This window comes from Streptomyces sp. NBC_00252 (assembly GCF_036187565.1).
Classification (GTDB): domain Bacteria; phylum Actinomycetota; class Actinomycetes; order Streptomycetales; family Streptomycetaceae; genus Streptomyces.
Genome location: NZ_CP108087.1, coordinates 4,974,111 through 4,993,405, shown reverse-complemented (window position 1 = coordinate 4,993,405; position 19,295 = coordinate 4,974,111). Strand labels below are relative to the sequence as shown.

Below are 19,295 nucleotides of genomic sequence, written 5' to 3'. Positions count from 1 at the left end.
CCACCGAGGACCGCTCATGTCTCTGGCCGTAGTCGACACCATCGCCGACCTCGTCGGCTCAACTCCGCTTCTGCGGCTGCCCCTTGAGGGCGCGGAAGGCCGCGTGCTCGCCAAACTGGAGTGCGCCAACCCGCTGTCCAGCATCAAGGACCGGGCCGCCCTGTTCATGCTCACGGCCGCCGAGGAACGCGGCGAACTCCGGCCGGGCGACACGGTGGTGGAGTCGACGTCCGGCAACACCGGTATCGCGCTGGCCGCGTTGGCGGTGGCACGCGGCTACCGGTGCCTGATCGTGCTGCCCGACAACGCCACCCAGGAACGCATCCTGACCCTGCGGATGCTGGGCGCCGAGATCGAACTCACCGACCACACCCTCGGGTTCGCGGGCTGTGTGGAGCGCGCCGAGAAGCTGGCGGTCGAGATCCCCGGCTCCTGGTACGCGAGCCAGCACACCAACGCCGACAACGTCCGCGCCCACTACACGACCACGGGCCCGGAGATCTGGGAGGCCACCGAGGGCCGGGTCACCCACCTGGTCTGCACGGTGGGCACCGGCGGCACCCTCACCGGCACCGCCCGCTACCTGCGCGAACGCAACCCGCAGCTGCGGGTCGTGGCCGTGGAGCCCACGGGATCGGCCCTGTTGTCGGGCGGCGAGCCCGGTCCGCACCGCATCCCCGGTCTCAACGGCGGCTTCATCAGCCCGGTCACCGACGTCGAGCTGATCGACGAGGTGATTGCGGTCTCCGACGATGACGCGGCGGCGGCCACCCGCGCCATCGCGGCCCGCACCGGACTCCTGGTCGGCATCTCCTCCGGCGCCGCCGCCCACGGCTGCGCCGAGCTGGCCCGCCGCCACGACCTCACCGGCGCGACCGTGGTGACCGTCTTCCCCGACACCGGTGAGCGGTACCTCAGCTGGTGGCCGGCGGAGCCCATGGACGCCGAGGCCGGCCGGTGAACCTCAAGGAGCTGCACCCCAACCTCCGGCTGCGCATAGCCGTCGCCTTCGTCCAGCGGTTCTTCGACATCATGCTCGTCCCGCTGATGGTGATCCACTTCGCGAAGCTCTACGGCGCCGCGACCGCCGGTCTGATGACGCTGGTCGTGGCCCTCGCGGCCATCACCTGCAACCTCGTCGGCGGCCACCTCTCCGACACCTACGGCCGCCGCCCGGTCCTGCTCGGCGGCGAACTCGGCGCCTGCCTGGCCTACTTGGGCCTCGCGTTCGTGGCGTCACCGGCGGGCGGCGGCAACGGCGTCGTCATGTACGTCCTCTACCTCCTCGCCGCCTGCTCGGCCGGCACCGCGCTGCCCGCCAACGACGCGATGCTTGTCGACGTCACCACCGTCGAGTCCCGCACCGCGATCTACACGATCAACTACTGGTCCACGAACATGGCGTTCATGCTGGGCTCGCTGGTCGGCGGCTTCTTCTACTACGGCTACTTCTTCCAACTCCTCGCCGCGGCAGGCATCTGCCTCGGCGCCGTCTTCACGACCACCTTCCTCGGGATCAAGGAGACGGCGCCCGAGGACGGCGTCGAGAACCCGCGCGGGGTCAAGTCGGCGCTCACCGGCTACCTGTTCGTCGTACGCGACCGGGTCTTCCTGCGCCTGATCGTCGCCGCGCTGCTGATCCGCTCCATCGAGGTGCAGATCTCGTCGTCGATCGCGGTACGCCTCGGCGACCACTTCACCACGCAGGACCTCATCGACCTCGGGCCGTGGCACGTGCGGGTGAACGGGGTCAACATGCTCGGCATCATGCGGGCCGTCAACACCCTGCTGGTCGTGTGCTGCGCGCTGTGGGTCGGCAAGGTGCTCGGCAAGGTCGGCGAACGGCGCCGGCTGATGGGCGGCATCGTGGTGTTCACCGTCGGCTACATGGTGTGGGCGGTCAGCGGCGACGCCTGGACGCTGATCATCGCGACCTTCGTGGTCACGGCCGGCGAACTCATGAACGCCCCCGTGAAGCAGACCCTGCTGGCCAACTCCGTGCCGGACGCCTCCCGCACCAAGTACATGGCCGCGTACGGCCTCCAGGTCCGCCTGGGCCTGCTCGTCGGCTCGCTCTGCGTCACCATCAGCGCGCTCATCCCGGCCTGGGGCATGGCCGTCGTCTACGCCCTCTTCGGCCTCGCCGCGATGGCCCTCTACCAGTCGCTGTTCCGCGCGCAGGACGCCCGCGCGGACCGCGTCGCCCACGCGGTGCCGACCGCCGGCTGACCCTCTCGACCGCCGTATCCCGCACACCGTTCGCGCATCTTCCTGAAAGGGCCCAGCAGTGACCGAGAACCACCGGATCCTCATGGTCCAGCCGTACCGCCAGCTGGTGGAGAAGGCCGTGGCCGCCGGCTTCGAGGTCGTCTCGATCTGGGACCCGACCCTCCAGACGCCGGACTACCTGCGCGAAGTGGCAAGCCACTCGGTCGAGTTGCTCCACGCCGACTTCACCGACGAGGCCGCCCTGCGCACTCTGGTCCGCGAGACGGCCCGCGCCCACGACGTCGCCCACGTCCTGCACCTCGGCAAGGAGTCCACGATGCTCCCGGCCGCCCTGGAGGCCGACGCCCTGGGCCTGGCCCTCAACCCGCCCGAGGCCGTCCGCCGCCTCAACGACAAGGCCGCGATGCGCGCACTCCTCGCCGCCCACGCCCTCTCCCCGATGCGCAGCGCGAGCACCGACACCCCCACCGAAGTCCCGGCACTCCTGCGGGACTTCGGCTACCCGGCGATCGTCAAGCCCACCCGCCTCCAGGGCAGCGCGGGCGTCCGCCTGGTCCGCACCCCCGACGAACTCCGCGCCTGGCAACAGGAGTTGCAGACCTTCTCCTACGACGGTCCCGTGGTCGTCGAGGAGTTCCTCGACGGCCCCGAGTTCAGCGTCGAGACGCTCAGCGCGGCCGGGGTCCACCAGGTCGTCGGCATCACCGCCAAGCAGGTCACCGACGGCGACCTGTTCGTGGAGACCGGCCAGCTCTTCCCGGCGCCGCTGCCCGCCGAAACCGCCGCCGACATGGGCGAGTTGGTGACGGCACTGCTCGACGCGGCCGGGCACCGCTTCGGGCCCGCCCACACCGAGATCATCCTGACCGCCGACGGCCCGCGCATCGTCGAGTCGCAGGCCCGGCTCGGCGGCGACCGCATCCCGCACCTGATCCGCATCGCCACCGGCTTCGACATCGAGGCCGCGATCTTCGAGGCGCTCGCCGGGCGACCCGTCACCCCGGGGCCCGTCGAGCGCTCGGCGGCGATCTCCTTCTTCCAGCTGGAGCCGGGCCGCATCGACCACGTCCAGGGACAGGACGCCATCGGTGAGCTGGCGTACGTCCACGACCTGCGGTTCCCCTACGGCCCCGGCGACGAGCTGCCCGTCACGGTGCACTCCGGAAGCCGGCACGGGTTCGTGGTCGTCGAGGGAGCCGACGCCCGGGAGACCGAGCAACGGGCGCGGGCGGCGCAGGAGTTGCTGACGGTGACGTACACCTCGGCGCGGCTGAACGCCGTACAGCCGGGGACCACGCAGCCGATGGTCCCCGAGCGCACCCTGCTGCTGCTCGGGCATCTCACCGAGCCGCTGCGGATCGCCAAGTCGCTCGGCCTGAACGTGATCCTGATCCAGCACAAGGACAAGTTCGACCCGGAACAGGCGAAGCTCGCTGAAGTCACCTTCGTCGCCGACTTCACCGACTGGGCCGTGGTGGAACCGCTCGCCAGGGCCGCCCACCAGGTGTGGAACTTCGCCGCCGCGCTCTCCCTGACCGAACCGGGCCTGGAGATCGCGGGCCGGATCAACGACCTGTTCGAGCTCGGCGGCACCGGCCACGAGACGGCACGGCTGCTCCGCGACAAGCTCGCGATGCGCCGCCATCTCGCGCAGGTGGCACCGGAGTTCGCGATCGGCGCCGGACCCCTGACCGACCGGGACAGCCTGGCCGCGTTCGGGCCCGCGCACGGCTACCCGTTCGTCGTGAAGCCCACCGACCTGACCGCCGGGTTCGGCATCTTCAAGGTGTCGGGGCCCGAGGACGTCGACGAGGTGTGGCGGCACATCGAGACGCTGCGCGCCGACGGCGTCGACCGGGGCACCACGCTCTACCAGGTCGGCGGCTACCTCATGGAGGAGTACATCCCGGGGCCCGAGTACAGCATCGAGTCCTTCAGCTTCGGCGGCCGGCACGTCGTCGTCGCGATCACCGAGAAACTCGTCGACGAGACCCACTTCGCCGAACTGGGTCACGCGATGCCGGCCAGGCTGCGCGCCGAGGACGAACGGCGCATCGAGGCGGCCGTGGCCGCGTTCCTCGACGCGGTCGGCCTCAAGGACGGCCCCGCGCACACCGAGTTGAGGCTCTCCCCGCGCGGGCCCCTCGTCATCGAGGGCCACAACCGCAACGGCGGCGGCCGCATCCAGACCCTCGTCGAGGCGGCCTACGGCATCGACCTCGTGCGGTACGCCATCGCCTGGCCCTTCGGCCTGGTCGAGCCGCTGCCCGCCCGCCCCGAGGCACGCGCCGCGGGCTGTGTACGCGGACTGCTGGGACGCCCCGGCACGGTCGCCGAGATCACCGGCGCCGAGGAACTCCGCGCCCACCCGGACGTCCTCGCCGTCGACATCGCGGCCCGTAAGGGTTCCGTCCTGCGCGCGGCCCGCGACAACTGGGACCGGCTCGGCCTGATCGCCGTCACCGGCCCGGACACCGACAAGGCGGTCCTGCTGTGCGAGGAACTGGTCGCGACCGGGCTCACGGTCCGCATGGAAGGGGAGGACCGGGCATGACGGTCGTCGTACTGCACCGGCGGTCCCTGGGGGAGCTGCCGTACGGGGAGTGGCTGGGCGGGGACGCGATCGTGGTGGACTCCTCCACCACCGCCGCCGACTCGGCCTCCGCCACCGCCGAACTCGCCGTCCTGAGCCTCGCGTCGAACACCCACGTGACCGCGCTGGTCGCCCTGCACCCCGACGACCAGATCCGCGCCGGCGCGCTCCGGGACCGGCTGGGTCTCCCCGGGCAGACCCGGGACGAGGCCGTCGTCGGCGCCGACGCGATCCGCGCCGCCGACCTGCTCGGCGCCGCGGGAGTGCCCGTCGTACCCCGGGCGCCCGCCGCCACCATCCCCGACCTGTACCGGGCCGCCCACACCTGGGGATATCCCCTGGTGGTGCGGCGGAGGCGCGGCCCCGAGCGGGCGGTCGTCGCCGGGCTCGCGGACGAGACCGCGCTGCGTGCCTTCGCCCGGGGCGGTCTCGCCGAGGGCGACACGGCCGCCACCGCGGGGCTCACCGTCGAACCCGCGACGACCGGACCCCGGCACCGCGGCCCCGGCAACCCCGCCACCGACGCGGCCCTCGCGGCGCTGCCCGCCATGCCGGGCCATCCGTTCGAGGTCGAGGCCGTACAGGACGCACTCGGCACCTGGCGCGTCGACATCGTCCGGTACACGGGAGACACCGCCGACGCACGCCACCTCGTGGACGCGCAGGCACGGCAGTTGGAAAGCGCGGAGGCGGTCTGAATGAGTGTTCTCGTCCTGCACCAGGTCGGCTCGCTGCACGCGGTCCCCTACGACACCTGGTTCGCCGACCACGCCGGAGACGTCCTGCTGCTCGCCTCGCGCGAGAACCTGGACCGGGTGGGCGAGCAACTCCCGCTGTCCGGCGCCGGATACGCGTACACCGAGTCGGTCGACGGCTACGACACGAGCGGCCGGCTGGAGGAACGCGCGCTGGACCTCGCCCGCGAGTACGGCGTCACCCACGTCGTCGCCCCGCACGAGCGGGACCTCGAACGGGCCGCCGTACTGCGGGAGATACTCGGCCTGCCCGGTCAACGCACCGAGACGGTCCTACCGTTCAGGGACAAGTCCCTGATGAAGGAGCTGGCGGCGGCGGCCGGGGTGCGGGTGGCCGCGTACCGGGAGATGGAGACGGCGACCGACATCGTCGCGTTCGCCGACGAACACGGCTTCCCCGTGGTCCTCAAGCCGCGTGACAGCGCGGGCTCGGTCGGCCTCCATATCCTGGACAGCCGCGAGGAGTTGGACACCTACCTCGCCGAGGACTTCGACCTCTACGGCCCCGACCTGCCGAACCTCATCGCCGAGGAGTACGTCCCCGGCCCGCTCTGCCACATCGACGGCCTGGTGCTCGACGGCCGGCTCGCGCTGGCCTGGCCCTCGCAGTACCAGTACGCGCTGGCCACGTTCGCCACCGACACCGGGCCCCGGATCGACCTCACCCTCGACGTGGACGACCCGCTGGCGCACCGCCTGCTCGCGTTCACCGAGCGGCTGCTCGCGGCGCTGCCGGGGCCGGAGAACTTCGCCTTCCACGCCGAGGTCTTCCACACGCCCGACGACGAGCTGGTGCTCTGCGAGATCGCCTGCCGCACGGGCGGTGCCGCGATCCGCGACATCGTGACGCTGCTGTTCGGCGCCGACCCCACGGAGAGCTGGCTGCGCGCCGAGCTGGGCCTGCCGGTGGCCGTCGAGCAACTGCCGTCCGGCGAACGGCCGGTGCCGCGCACCATGACCGGCCAGCTGGTGCTGATGAAGCGGCCGGGGCGGGTCGCCGCCGTACCCGACGCCGTACCGCCGGAGTTTCCCTGGGTCGAGCGCTTCCGGGTGTTCGTGCAGCCGGGCCAGACCCTGGCGGCGGCCCGGACCTCGTCCGACTTCCTGTGCACGGTGCTGGTCTCGGGGCCCGACCGGGCGACCGTGGAGGCGCGGTTGCGGCAGGTCGAGACCTGGTTCCTTGAGCAGCTCGTGCTCGAAGACGCCTGATCCCTTCCGACCCACGTGAGGACACCGTGCCCCAGCCCATCGCCGACAGCATCGCCGACCTGGTCGGCTCAACACCCCTGGTTCGGCTGCGTATGGACGAAGCCGCCGACGACGTACGGGTGTTGGCCAAGCTGGAGTCCGTGAACCCGCTGTCCAGCATCAAGGACCGGGCCGCCCTGTTCATGCTGCGGGCCGCCGAGGAACGCGGCGAACTCCGGCCCGGCGGAACGGTCGTGGAGGCCACCTCCGGCAACACGGGCATCGCGCTGGCCGCCCTCGCCGCCGCGCGCGGCCACCGCTGTGTGATCGTGCTGCCCGACAGCGCCACCGCCGAACGCGTCGCCCTGCTGGGCGCGCTCGGCGCCGAGGTCGTCCGCACCCCGCGCGAGGCCGGCTACCAGGGCGCGATCGCCCGCGCCGAGGAGATCCACGCGGCCACACCCGGCTCCTGGTTCACCCGGCAGCACGAGAACGAGGACAACATCCGCGCCCACTACGAGACGACCGGCCCCGAGATCTGGGCGGACACCGGCGGCCAGGTCGACGTCCTGGTGTGCGGGGTCGGCACCGGCGGCACCCTGACCGGCATCGCCCGGTACCTCAAGGAGCAGAACCCGGCCGTCCACGTCGTCGCCGTCGAGCCGGACAACTCCCCGGTGCTGTCCCGCGGTTCGGCAGGGCAGCACCGCATCCCCGGCCTCAACGGCGGGTTCGTCGCCGCCACCACCGATGTCTCCCTCATCGACGAGGTCGTCACCGTGACCGACGCGGACGCCCTGCACACCGCACGTGAACTCGCGCGCGGGCAGGGCGTGTTCGTCGGCGTCTCGTCCGGCGCGGCCGTGCACGCCTGCGCCCGGCTCGTCGCCAAGCCCGAGTACGCGGGCCGGACCGTCGTCACCGTGCTGCCCGACACCGGCGAGCGCTATCTGAGCCTGTGGCAGGACGACACGGACACCGCCCCTCGCCACACCCCCAACACCCCTTCTTGCAAGGAGCATTGACATGCCGGTGATCACCGTCGACTGGTGGCAGGGCAACGACCGTGCCGCGCGCGCCGAGCTCGTGGCCGAACTGACCGCCACCGCCTCCCGGATCGCGGGCTGCCCCAAGGAGGCCGTGACCGTCCTCGTCCGGGACGTGGCGCACGACCACTGGGGCAGCGGCGGCACCCTCGCCGACGAACTCGTCGGACTGGACCGGTCACCGGCCGGCACATGAGGTGCGGAGCAGACCGGCGGCTGCTCCTCGTCCGGCCCTGTCACACCTCGGTGGTCAGGGCCGTGACGGCCGGGTTCCGGGTCTGGTCGGTGCAGGACCCGGCGCTGTGCGCACCGCACTGCCTCGCCGAGACCGAACGGCTCTCCCAGGGAGTGCAGTTGACCGACACCGGCGACCCGGCCGGCCTCGCCGCCCTGCTGGGCAGGACCGCGCGCCGGCACGGCATCGCCCAGGTCCTGCACCTGGACGACCGGCGCCGCAGCCTGGCCGCCCTGGCCGCCGCCGACCCGGCGGGACCGGCCTCGGCCACCGCCCAGTCCGTGCGGCGGATCAGCGACCACACCGCGATGCGCCGCCTCCTCAACGAGAACGGCCGCTCGCCCGTCCGCGCCCGGGTGGCCCGGTCGGTCGCCGAAGTCCCGGCGCTGGTCAGGACATTGGGGCTCCCGCTGGTCGTCAAGCGGACCGACGCGGCGGGCACGCACCACGTCACCCGGATCACCTGCCCCGGCGATCTGGCCGCCTGGACGGCCCGGCGCGCCGCTGACGCCGCCCCCGGCCCCTATCTGCTGGAGGAGTACCTCGCCGGACCCGCCTTCGGCGTGCACACCCTGACGGTCGACGGCGCCCACCACGTCCTCGCCATCACCGCCCACCACCAGGCCGACGGTCCCGTCACCGAGCTCTACCCGGCCCCGCTGGGCGCCCCCGCCCGGGCCGAACTCCGGGCGGCGGCACGGGCGTTGCTCGACCTGGCGGACTACCGCGCCGGACCGGCGTACACCCGTCTCGTGCTCACCGCGGGCGGCGCCCGGGTGGTCGCCGCCGAGGCGTCCTTCGCCGGGCGCGGCCCCGAACCGGCGCGCGCGGGCGCCGATGCCGACCCCGAACTGAGGCTGTTCCGCGCGCTCGCCGGGCGGCAGGATGACCGACGGTATCCGAGCGGTATCGCTTCGGGATCGCTCGACGACAGCATGAGGGACGTCGAACGACATCACCACCACAGGGGGGAAGAACGATGCGCAGGAAGACGGTCGGGCTCATAGGGATCGTGGCGGCGGTTCTGGCACTGGGCTGGGGGGCCACGGTGGTTCCGGCGAACAACGGGGGACCCGACACGGTGGTCGCGGGCGCGATGAACAACGGGGGGCCGGACTTCATCACCGGCTGACGGCCGCCCACGGCACGACAGTGCCCCGCACCCGGACGCACCGGATGCGGGGCACTGTCGTAGGCGACGGGGTGTTCAGCCCGTGCCCTCCGGCATGTCCATCGACGCGAACAGGTCGTCCGCGCGGGTGCGGTGCAGGCGGGCCGAGGCGCCGTCGCCCAGCGCGGCGGCCGCGTGGGCCATGCCGTCGTGGGCGCGCGCCAGCTCCACCCGGTACTCGATGGCACCGGCCCGGCGCGCGGCGCTGCGGTGCAGCTCCAGGGCCTGGGCGTGGGCGCCGCGCTGGCGGTGCATGCGGCCGACGATGTTCTCGACGTCGCAGCAGCGCAGCGCCGTACCGCGCTCCCGCACCAGGTCGAGGGCCTGCTCCGCGTACGCCGACGCGGTGCGCTGCCGCCCGAGGCGCTGCTCGGCGTCGGCCGCGAGCGCGAGAGTGAGGGCCAGGTCCTCCGGGAACGAGGACTCGTCGCCCACGGACATCGCCTGCTCCAGGCAGGCGCGGGCCCGCTCGGGCTCGCCGAGGCCGAGGAGGGCGATCGCCAGGTCGTTCAGGGCCGGGATCTGGCTGACCGGCTCACCGAGCGAGCGGCGCAGCTCGACGGCCTGCTCGGCGGCGACGGCCGCCTCCGCGTACCGGCCGAGCCAGGCGGAGACGGTACTGAGGTTGCACAGGGCCATCTCCTTGCGCATCGCGTTCTCGTGCAGCTCGATGCTGCGGACCAGGTTGTCCCGGCCCTCCTTCAGATGGCCGAGGCAGCTGTGCAGCAGCCCCAACTGGTCGAGGCTGACCGCCTGTCCGTGGATGTCACCGGCCGCCCGCGCGATCTCCAGCGCCTCCCGCGCCGAGGTCAGACCGTCGCGGAACTTGCCCAGCTTCCAGTGCGAGGACGTCAGGTTGGACAGCCCGGCGCGCAGCGCGGAGGGGTCGCCGAGCCGCCGGGCGGAGGCCACGGCGAGGACGGCCACGTTCTCGTACTCGTCGAACGAGCCGCGCAGGTTCAGATAGAACATCGCGTTGCGGGCGAGCTGCCCGGTCTGCACGTCGAGACCCTGCTCGTGGGCGACGATCACCGCCGACAGCAGCGCCGAGTGCTCCTGGTCGAACCAGCCGCGCGCCTGCTCCACCTCGTGCAGCGGCGGCAGTTCGGCCACGTCGGCGGGGGCCGGGGTGGCATGCCGGGCCCGGCGCGGGAACAGCACCGCGCACGCCTGCTCGGAGGCGGCCACGTAGTAGTCGAGGACCCGCTCGAGCGCCGCGTGGTCGGTGGCCCGGGCGGCGTCCGTGCGCAGGCTCTGCGCGAAGCTGCGCACCAGATCGTGCAGCGCGTACTGCCCGAGCGTGTGCTGCTGCACCAGATGCACGTCGAGGAGCCGCTCCAGGATGTCCTCCGCCGTGCGCCGGTCCGTGCCCAGCAGCGCGGCGCCCGAGTGCACGTCGACCTCGGTCCCCGGATGCAGCCCGAGCAGCCGGAAGGCCCTGCGGTGCTCCTCCTCCATCGCCTGGTACGACAGCTGGATCGTCGCCGCGACACTGCGCTCGCCCGAACTCAGCTCGCCCAGCCGCCGCGTCTCGTCGCACAGCCGGTCCACCAGGTACTGCACGGTCCAGCGCTGGCGGTTGCGCAGCCGGGCGCTCGCGATCCGCAGGGCCAGCGGCAAGTGGCCGCACAGCTCGGCGAGTTCGGCCACCGCCTCCGGTTCCGCCGCCACCCGCCGCTCGCCGAGTGTCTCCGCGAGCAGCGTCAGGCTCTCCTCGGGCGGCATCACCCCGAGCGAGATCCACTCGGCGCCGTCCAGGTCCATCAGCCGGGCCCGGCTGGTGACCAGGACCAGGCAGCCGGGGGAGGCCGGCAGCAGCGGCCGTACCTGGGTGGTGTCGCCCGCGTTGTCGAGCAGGAGCAGCACCCTCCGGCCCGCGAGGGTGGCCCGCCACAGCGCCGCCCGGCCGCCCTCGTCCTCGGGGATCCGCTGGTCGGGGACGCCGAGGGTGCGCAGCAGGGCGCCGAGCACGGCGGCCGGCTGCAGGGGTTCCTCGCCGGGGGAGTAGCCGCGCAGGTCGAAGCAGAGCCGCCCGTCCGGGTACTGGTCGGCGAGCTGGTGGGCGGCGCGCACCGCGAGGGAGGTCTTGCCGCTGCCGCCCATGCCGTCGACGGCCACGATCCGCGTCCCGTCGCAGGGTTCGGCGGCGTGCCGCAGCAGTGTGCGCAGCTCCTCCTCGCGGCCGGTGAAGTCGGAGAGGTCGTAGGGGAGCGTGGACAGGGAGGGCGCGGTGACGGGGGCCTGCGGGACGGTGGCGGGCTGCTGCGGCTCGGGGCCGGTCAGCTCGTCGCTGTCGCGCAGGATCGCCTCGTACAGCTTGGTCAGCCGGGGGCCCGGGTCGATGCCGAGTTCCGCGACGAGCACGTCCCGCACCCGGCCGAACTCCTCCAGGGCCTCGGCCGCGCGGCCCGAGCGGTACAGGGCGAGCATCAGCTGGCCGCGCAGGGTCTCGCGCAGCGGATGCTCGACTATCAACTCGCGTAGCTCCACGACAAGTTCGCGGCTCTCGCCCTGATCGAGACGGAGCTGGAAGAGCTGTTCGGCGGCGGCCAGCCTGCGTTCGTCGAGGGCGGTGGCGGCCGCGGCGAGGGTGGTGCCCCCGGAGCCCGCGAGGACCGGGCCGCGCCACAGCGCGAGGGCCCGGCGCAGCAGGTCGGCGGCCTGGGCGGCGGCCCCGGCGGCGAACTGCTCGCGGGCCTCGCCGGTGAGCCGGGTGAAGCGGCTGAGGTCGACCTGCTCGTCGGCGACGGCGGCGCGGTAGCCGGGCCCGTCGGTGACCAGCAGTCCGGCCCCGCCGGGTATGCGGCGGCGCAGATCGGCGACGGCCTTGCGGATCTGGTGGACGGCGGTCGCGGGCGGCCCCTCGTTCCACGCGGCCTCGACGAGACGTGTTACCGGCACGACACGTCCGGGCTCCAGCAGCAGGGTGACCAGGACCCGTTCCTGGATCGGCCCGCCGAGCCGCAGCCGCTGCTGGTCCGCCCAGATCTCCAGCGCGCCCAGGATGTTGAAGTGCACCGCCTGCGGTGCTGCTCCGGTCAACGCGTCCCCTGCCCCCAAAAACATGCCGAAGCCCAGGTGGGGGCTCCGCTGCGCAGCCTAGGCCCAGGTGAGGGCTTTGGCTGTATACGGACATTAACTGTTCACACACAGTCGTTGCACCGATCCGGGAGGTGATGGGCAGCACACCGCAAACCACCCCATCCGCCGCCCCGCCGGGAAACGCCGTGACCCCGGCCCGCGCACCCGGCGACAATGGTCCGGTGCGGTACAGAATCCTGGGCAGTACCCGGGCCGAGGACAGCCGGGGCACCGCCCTGCCCCTCGGCGGCGCCCGGCTGCGCGCCCTGCTCGCCGCCCTCGCCCTGCACCCGGGCCGGGTCGTCCCCCTCACCACCCTGATCGACGAGGTGTGGGCGGAGGAACCTCCCCAGGACGCCCCGGCCGCCCTCCAGGCCCTCGTCGGCCGCCTCCGCCGCACCCTCGGCAAGGACGCCGTCGCCTCCGACCCCGGCGGCTACCGCCTCGCGGCCACCCGCGACGACGTCGACCTGTACGTCTTCGAACACCTCGTACGCCGGGGCACGGCCGCCCTCGACCGGGGCGACGCCCCCGCCGCCGCCCGCGACCTCGGCGACGGGCTCGCCCTGTGGCGCGGCCCCGCGCTCGCCGACCTGCCGGACCGTTCCGCCGCCGCCCGCCCGGACGCCCTGCGCGAGGAGGCGACCCGCGCCCGGATCGCGGCCGACCTGCTGCTCGGCCGCGCCGCCGACGCCCTACCGGAACTGAAGGAACTGACCGCAGCCCATCCCTACGACGAACCCCTGCACGCCCTCCTCGTCCGCGCCCTGCGCGACTCGGGGCGCGGAGCCGACGCGCTCGCCGCCTACGAGACGGTCCGGCGCGCGCTCGCCGAGGGGCTCGGCACCGACCCGGGGCCGGAACTCCGGTCGCTGCACGCGGAGTTGCTCACGTCGACAGCACCCGCGACTACGACGGCCCCCGCGCCGGGGCGTGCCGAGCGCGACGGCAACCTGCGTCCACGGCTCACCTCCTTCGTGGGCCGGGAACCCGAGATCGCCGCCATCCGTTCCGACGTGCACAGGGCCCGCCTCGTCACCCTCACCGGACCGGGCGGCTCCGGGAAGACCCGGCTCGCCGAGGAGGCCGCGGCCTCGCTCCCGCAGGCGTGGCTCGTCGAGCTGGCCCGGCTCGACCGGCCGGAGGCGGTGCCCGGCGCGGTGGTCAGCGCCCTCGGCCTGCGCGAGACCGCCCTGCGGACCACCGAGCTGATGACCACCCAGGACGACCCGGTCGCCCTGCTCGTGGAGCACTGCGCCTCGCGCGCCCGGCTCCTGATCCTCGACAACTGCGAACATGTCATCGGCGCGGTCGCCGACCTCGCCGAGACCCTCCTGACCCGCTGCCCGCGGCTCACCATCCTCGCCACCAGCCGCGAACCCCTCGGCGTCCCCGGCGAGTCCGTGCGCCCGGTCGAGCCCCTCGTCCCCGACCAGGCCCACCGCCTCTTCGCGGAGCGCGCCGCCACCGTCCGCCCCGACGCGCGGACCGTGCTCCGGGACACCGACGCCGTCGCGGAGATCTGCCGCCGCCTCGACGGCCTGCCCCTCGCCATCGAACTGGCCGCCGCCCGGCTCCGGTTGCTCACCCCGCGCCAGATCGCCGACCGCCTCGACGACCGCTTCCGCCTCCTCACCTCGGGGAGCCGCACGGTCCTGCCCCGCCAGCAGACCCTGCGCGCCGTCGTCGACTGGTCCTGGGACCTGCTCGACGAACCGGAGCGCACCGCCCTGCGCGAGCTGTCCGTGTTCGCCGGCGGCTGGAACCTCGCGGCCGCCGAGACCGTGTGCACCGGCCCCGCGGCCCATCTCCTGGGCTCCCTCGTCGACAAGTCCCTGATCGTGGCCACCCCGGGCGAGACCGACGGCGGCATGCGCTACCGCATGCTGGAGACCATCCACGAGTACGCCGTGGAGCGCGCCGCCGAGACCCCCGACCTGCGCACCGCGGCCGAGCACAGGCACCGCGCGTGGGTGCGCGCCCTCGTCGAGACCGCCGAGCCGCTCCTGCGCTCCTGGGACCAACTCCCCTGGATCGCCCGCCTGGAGACCGAGCTCGACAACATCCGGGCGGCCCTCGCGCGCTCCGTCGCCGACCGCGACGAGGCGGAGGCGGGCGCCCTCGTCCTCGCCGTCGGCTGGTTCTGGTGGCTGCGCAACTACCGCCCCGAGGGCGCCGACTGGGTCCTCCGCGTCCTCGCCCTCACCACAACGGAGAGCCCCGACCAGGACCCGGACGAGAGCTACGTCGATTCCTACCTCGCCGACCCGGAGGCCGACGCCCGCCACCCCCTGCACGGCCGGCGGATGAACCTCCGGCTGCTGAACCTCTTCCTGCGGGCCGAGTCCGAGCTCCTCGGCCGTACGGCGGACGGCCTGCCGGACGAGCGCATGGTGCAGTACATGAAGCTGATCCAGGGCCACTTCGCCGCGGGCGGCCCGCACGCGGCCCGGATGCCCGGACTCATCTGGCCGCTCACCGCCTACTTCATCACCGAGTCCATGGACATCCGCCCCGCCATGGAGGCCGCGGTCGCCAACGTCCGTGTCCACGGCGGCGACTGGGAGAACGCGGTCCTGCTGATGTTCCGCACCCACCTCCTCGTCGACTCACCCGGCGGCATGGCGGGCATCGACGACGACCTCACCACCCTGCAGGTCCTCTGCCGGCGCGTCGGCGACCGCTGGGTCCGCGCCCAGTTCTCCAGCGCGGTCGGCGAGGCCGCCATGATCCGCGGCCACTTCGACGAGGCGAAGACGGCCTACGAGGAGGCACTTGAGCTGGCCTACGAGGTCGGCGCCTACACCGAGACCCCCTTCCTCATCGCCCGCCTCTCCGAACTCGCCTTCCGCGCGGGCGACCGCGACCGCGCCCTCGCCGGCCTCGACGAGGCCACCACGGAGGCCGACCGGCACGGCGTACCGGACGCCCGCGCCTTCGTCCTGATGCTGCGCGCCCACATCGCCCTGGAGGACGGGGAGATCGCCCGCGCCCGGGAGTTCAGCGACCAGGCCGCGGCACAGAGCGAACGGGGCACGCCCCCACCGCAGTTCAGGGCCGGCCTGCACGCCGTCTCCGCGCTGATCGCGGCCGCCGAGTCGGGCCCCGAGCGCGGGCTCGCGATGATGACCGCGACCCTGCGCGAGGCCGTCGAACAGCACTGCGCCGACGCCGTGATCGCCATGCTGGTCGACCACACGGCCCTGCTCTCCGCCGACCTCGGCGAACTCCCGCGCGCCGCCCGCCTGTTGGCCGCCGGTGACCGCCGACGCGGCCCGCACCCGCGCCCCATGCCGGAACGCGTCGGCGCCGACCGCACCGAGGCGACCGCCCGCGCCGCACTGGGCGCCGAGCGCTACGCCGCCGAGCGGGCCCGCGGCGAGACCCTCACGATGGACGAGATCCTGGCGGAGCTGCCCGCACCGGCGTAGCGCCGAGGCGGTGCCCAGGGAGCGGACGCCCGGCGGGCGGGCACTCGGTGGGCACGCACCAGGCGGCCACGCGCCCTACTGGCAGGTGAACTTGGACTCCGCCCAGTCCGCCAGCGCCAGCTTGTCGAAGGAGCTGTGCGGTTCGACCACGAGCCGTACGGTCCTGCGCCCCGAGAGGTCCACATGGACCGGCACCGCCCGGTCCCCGCCGGAGATCTCCCCGGACCGCCACAGCCGGACCCCGTCGGCGTACACCGAGAACGAGACCCGCCCGATCCCCAGCATCATGTCGTCGACGCCGACCGTCGCGTCGTAGGAGACGCACGGACGGTTGAGGTCGATCGTCACGGAGGAGCGGCCGTGCACGGTCGCGCCGTGGGTGTAGCGCGCGCCGCCGATCGAGACGCCGTAGCGCTGCCACACCCAGCTGCTGCCGCCGAGCCGGATCTCCGGGGTGGTGCCGTCGCCGTTGACGTCGTACGAGAGCTCGCTGACCTGGAAGATCGTCGGCGCGGGTGGGGGCGTCGGGGTCGGGGTCGGCGTGGGCTTCGGGGTCGGCCTGGGGGTCGGCTTCGGGGGCGGGGTGGGCTTCGGGGTCGGGCTCGGGGTCGGCCGGGGGGTGGGCTTCGGGGTCGGCTTCGGGGTGGGAGTGGGGGTCGGGTCGGGCCTCAACACCGCCGGTTCCGGGCCGGGTTGCTTCTTCGGGGGCGTCGGGGGCGTCGACTCCGGCTTGGCGACCGGGGAGGACGAGGGCGCCGGCTTCGCCTCGGGCTTCTTCGCGGGGGTGTGGGTGCTGCCGGCCAGCGCGAGGGCGATCGCCGCCGCTGCCGCCGTGGCCACCACTCCGGCCGCGATGCCCGCCTTCACCGGGGCGCCGAGCCCCTCGGAGGCGGCCGCGCCCCCGGCACCCGCACCGCCGGACGAACTCCCGCCCGCGGCGGCCGCGGCACCCGCGGCACCGGCCGCGCCCGCGCTCGCACCACCGGCGATGAGCGCGACCGCCTTCGCGTACCCGGCGGCACCGAACCAGCCGATGACCGCGACCGGGACGACCGCCGGGATACCGCTGGCGACCTCCTCGATCTGCAGCGCGGCCAGCCGGCACTTCGCGCACTCCTCCAGGTGCTTGCGCAGCCCCCGCTCGGCTCGCGTGCGCAGCCGGCGGCGGGCGTAGGTGCCGAGCTGGTCGGCGTAGCGCGCGCACTCCTCGTCGTCGGTGAGGGTCGCGCTGACATGGGCCTGGAGATAGGCCTGCTTGAGCCCCTCACGGGCCCGGCTGGCCAGCACGCGCGTGCCGTTGGCGTCGAGCCCGAAGAGCGTGGCGACCTCGCTCGGCGACTCGTCCTCGACCTCGGTGTGCCACAGCACGGCCTGCCACCGCTCGGGCAACGACCGGAAGGCCCGCATCGCCATCGACTGCTCGGCCTCGTGCATGGCCCGCACGTCGGCACCCAGGCCGAGGGTGTCGTCGTCCGACACCTCCGACACCCGCGCGGACTGCGCCGCGAACACCGCGAAGTCGTCCACGAGTTGCTCGCGCTTCGCCGACTTCGTCCAGTTCGCGGCGACCCGTCGGACGGAGGTCAGCAGATACGCGCGTACGGCGTGCTCGGGCCCCGAACCGCCGCGCACCGCCTGGAGCATCCGGGCGAAGACCTCGGCGGTCAGATCGTCGGCGGTGTGCGCGTCCCGGCAGCAGGTACGGGCGTACCGGCGCACGGCGTCCGCGTGGCGCCGGTACAGCTCCTCGTACGCCGTGTCGTCTCCGGCGCGCATCCGCTCGATCAGCGAGGCGTCGGCGGCGGGCATCTCCCGCGGCGGCAACGGCGGCGGCAGGACACTGCCCTCACGCTGCGGCGGGACGCTGCCCTCGTCCGGGTCGCCCCCGTGCGGGACGGCACCACCGTGTGGAACGGCACCGCTGGGTCCACCCTGACTGGGCACCTGTGGTGAGGTCAGCCCACCGGCCTCCGCGTCACCGTCACCCAGTGACTCGTCACGCCCGTCAACGCTCATCGCGCAAAGCCCCCGCCGCCTGCCCAGCCAGTCCCGAACACCGGGTCAGCGTGCCATATTGGCTTTTGTTCAGGACCCCGTCCCACAGACCTTCCACTCATCCGTGGGGACTTCCCGCAACGCAGTACTAGCGTTCACCCGTCCGGGGAAGCCTCAACTGTCGCCCCCACGCGGCCAGTTGACCCAGCCACCCGAAATGCTCCCGGGTGAGCGGCGAGGCGGGGGCACCAAGGCACCCCCGCCCCACAGTCACCTATTCGAGTCACCGGGGAACGGGTCAACCTGCCGACGAAGGTCGACGTTGATCAGCCCGTCCGGCACCCCTCAACGCCGGCCGACATCGCTCAGCCGTCCGGCGCTTTTCAACGCAGGCCGGCATTGCTCAGCCGTCCGGCGCTTTTCAACGCAGGCCGCGAATAATCAGCCCGTCCGGCGTTTGAGGACGAGGCCCCTTCAGGGCCGATGGGGGTCTGGGGGCGCAGCCCCCAGAAGACGCCCGCCACCTCAAAGGGCTCGCCACCTCAAAAGGCCCGCCACCTCACAGGGGTCGAGACCGCAACCCCTCCAACAAGATGTCCAGCAACCGCGCAGACGCCGCCGCCTGCTGCGCCGCATCCGGCAACGAGGGCGCAGCCGTGGCAATCACCAGCAGCACATCCGACACGGACACATCCGCCCGCAACTGCCCCGCGGCCCGAGCCCGATCGACCAACTGCCCCACAACCTCCAGCAGCGCGGTCGCCCCGGCGTCGTACTCCGCGGACCCCAGAGCCCCCGCAGAGTCCTCCGGAACCAGCCGCAGCTCACCCGCCCCCGGCTGCGTCCGCTGCTGCGGCACCCGCGCCTCGTCGAGAAGGCCCGCACCCTCCCCCTCATCGGCGACGCCGACCCGCAGCACCTGCGGCGGCAGCAACCGCCCCGCCCCCGACGCCACCGACGTCCGCAGGAAGCGCGACAGCGCCGACCACGGCTCGTCCTCCTGCCCGAGCGCCGACCGCGCCTGGTCGGTCAGCCGGGAGGTCTCCTCCTCAGCTATCCGCCGCACCAGGACGTCCTTGCTGGGAAAGCGCCGGTACACGGTCCCGACACCGACCCGCGCGCGCCGCGCCACGTCCTCCATCGGCGCGCCGTAACCCAGCTCGCCGAAGACCTCACGCGCCGCGCGCAGTACGTGCTCCAGATTGCGCTGTGCGTCCACCCGCAACGGGGTCGTCCGCGAGGTGTCCCCGCGTCCGTTCCCCGCCGCTCCGACCGCGCCGCCGGATGCGATGGCTGACGCGGATGTCCAATGAGAGTCCTGAATATGCATACACGTTCCCCCGGTTAATGACGTCTCCCCCCGGAGACTCCCCGCCATTGGCAGCCGGAGCATCGTGAGACAAGCCCGGTTCGCGAGCCTCGCTCTTCGCGGACCCGCTGAGCACATCCCCCTTCACCCCGTCGACACACGAACATAGTTGAGAGGGGGTCAATTCAGAAGGGGCAGGTTCCGCACGGAGCGCCCCCCGATCGGAGTACGGGTCGCATACGTCCCGATTGCACCCCGGAGC

Annotated in this window: 13 protein-coding genes; 10 read left to right on the top strand and 3 right to left on the bottom strand. The window is 73.3% G+C overall.

Annotated features, from left to right (window positions below; all coding sequences use genetic code 11):
* The first annotated feature begins 16 nt into the window (after positions 1 to 16).
* The 9 genes from OHT77_RS21775 to OHT77_RS21735 are packed head-to-tail and all read left to right on the top strand — an operon-like array spanning position 17 to position 9,178.
* Positions 17 to 961 carry a PLP-dependent cysteine synthase family protein gene (locus OHT77_RS21775; protein ID WP_328830207.1) on the top strand — a complete coding sequence of 315 codons (945 nt, stop codon included), beginning with the start codon at positions 17 to 19 and terminating at the stop codon, positions 959 to 961.
* On the top strand, positions 958 to 2,229 hold the full coding sequence (locus OHT77_RS21770) for an MFS transporter (RefSeq protein ID WP_328830206.1): 1,272 nt from the start codon (positions 958 to 960) through the stop codon (positions 2,227 to 2,229). The genes OHT77_RS21775 and OHT77_RS21770 overlap by 4 nt, the downstream gene beginning before the upstream one ends.
* A gap of 58 nt (positions 2,230 to 2,287) precedes the next feature.
* Positions 2,288 to 4,783, top strand: a complete 2,496-nt coding sequence (locus OHT77_RS21765) for an ATP-grasp domain-containing protein (RefSeq protein WP_328830205.1) — start codon at positions 2,288 to 2,290, stop codon at positions 4,781 to 4,783.
* Positions 4,780 to 5,520, top strand: a complete 741-nt coding sequence (locus tag OHT77_RS21760) for a hypothetical protein (protein ID WP_328830204.1) — start codon at positions 4,780 to 4,782, stop codon at positions 5,518 to 5,520. The genes OHT77_RS21765 and OHT77_RS21760 overlap by 4 nt, the downstream gene beginning before the upstream one ends.
* Positions 5,521 to 6,786 (top strand): ATP-binding protein, encoded by a 1,266-nt coding sequence (locus OHT77_RS21755; protein WP_328830203.1) that lies wholly within the window; start codon positions 5,521 to 5,523, stop codon positions 6,784 to 6,786.
* Between the two features lie 26 nt (positions 6,787 to 6,812).
* Positions 6,813 to 7,790 (top strand): cysteine synthase A, encoded by a 978-nt coding sequence (cysK, locus tag OHT77_RS21750; protein ID WP_328830202.1) that lies wholly within the window; start codon positions 6,813 to 6,815, stop codon positions 7,788 to 7,790.
* Between the two features lies 1 nt (position 7,791).
* A complete protein-coding gene (locus tag OHT77_RS21745; protein ID WP_266770767.1) occupies positions 7,792 to 8,007 on the top strand; it encodes a tautomerase family protein in 216 nt (71 codons plus the stop codon).
* Complete coding sequence (locus tag OHT77_RS21740; RefSeq protein WP_328830201.1) at positions 8,004 to 9,053, top strand: phosphoribosylglycinamide synthetase; 1,050 nt, start codon at positions 8,004 to 8,006, stop codon at positions 9,051 to 9,053. The genes OHT77_RS21745 and OHT77_RS21740 overlap by 4 nt, the downstream gene beginning before the upstream one ends.
* Positions 9,026 to 9,178, top strand: a complete 153-nt coding sequence (locus tag OHT77_RS21735; protein WP_328830200.1) for a hypothetical protein — start codon at positions 9,026 to 9,028, stop codon at positions 9,176 to 9,178. Before OHT77_RS21740 ends, OHT77_RS21735 begins: the two co-directional genes overlap by 28 nt.
* A gap of 75 nt (positions 9,179 to 9,253) precedes the next feature.
* Here the strand turns inward: OHT77_RS21735 and OHT77_RS21730 are convergent, their stop codons facing one another.
* A complete protein-coding gene (locus OHT77_RS21730) occupies positions 9,254 to 12,259 on the bottom strand; it encodes an AfsR/SARP family transcriptional regulator (RefSeq protein WP_328830199.1) in 3,006 nt (1,001 codons plus the stop codon).
* A 221-nt stretch (positions 12,260 to 12,480) separates the two neighbouring features.
* On the opposite strand from OHT77_RS21730, the gene OHT77_RS21725 reads away from it, so the two are divergent.
* Positions 12,481 to 15,729 (top strand): BTAD domain-containing putative transcriptional regulator, encoded by a 3,249-nt coding sequence (locus OHT77_RS21725; protein WP_328830198.1) that lies wholly within the window; start codon positions 12,481 to 12,483, stop codon positions 15,727 to 15,729.
* 75 nt (positions 15,730 to 15,804) lie between these two features.
* On the opposite strand, the gene OHT77_RS21720 is transcribed toward OHT77_RS21725, so the two are convergent.
* Together OHT77_RS21720 and OHT77_RS21715 are read right to left on the bottom strand one after the other, a co-directional pair.
* Positions 15,805 to 17,745 carry a sigma-70 family RNA polymerase sigma factor gene (locus tag OHT77_RS21720; RefSeq protein WP_328830197.1) on the bottom strand — a complete coding sequence of 647 codons (1,941 nt, stop codon included), beginning with the start codon at positions 17,743 to 17,745 and terminating at the stop codon, positions 15,805 to 15,807.
* A 538-nt stretch (positions 17,746 to 18,283) separates the two neighbouring features.
* Positions 18,284 to 19,054 carry a TetR/AcrR family transcriptional regulator gene (locus tag OHT77_RS21715; RefSeq protein ID WP_328830196.1) on the bottom strand — a complete coding sequence of 257 codons (771 nt, stop codon included), beginning with the start codon at positions 19,052 to 19,054 and terminating at the stop codon, positions 18,284 to 18,286.
* Between the last annotated feature and the right edge of the window lie 241 nt (positions 19,055 to 19,295).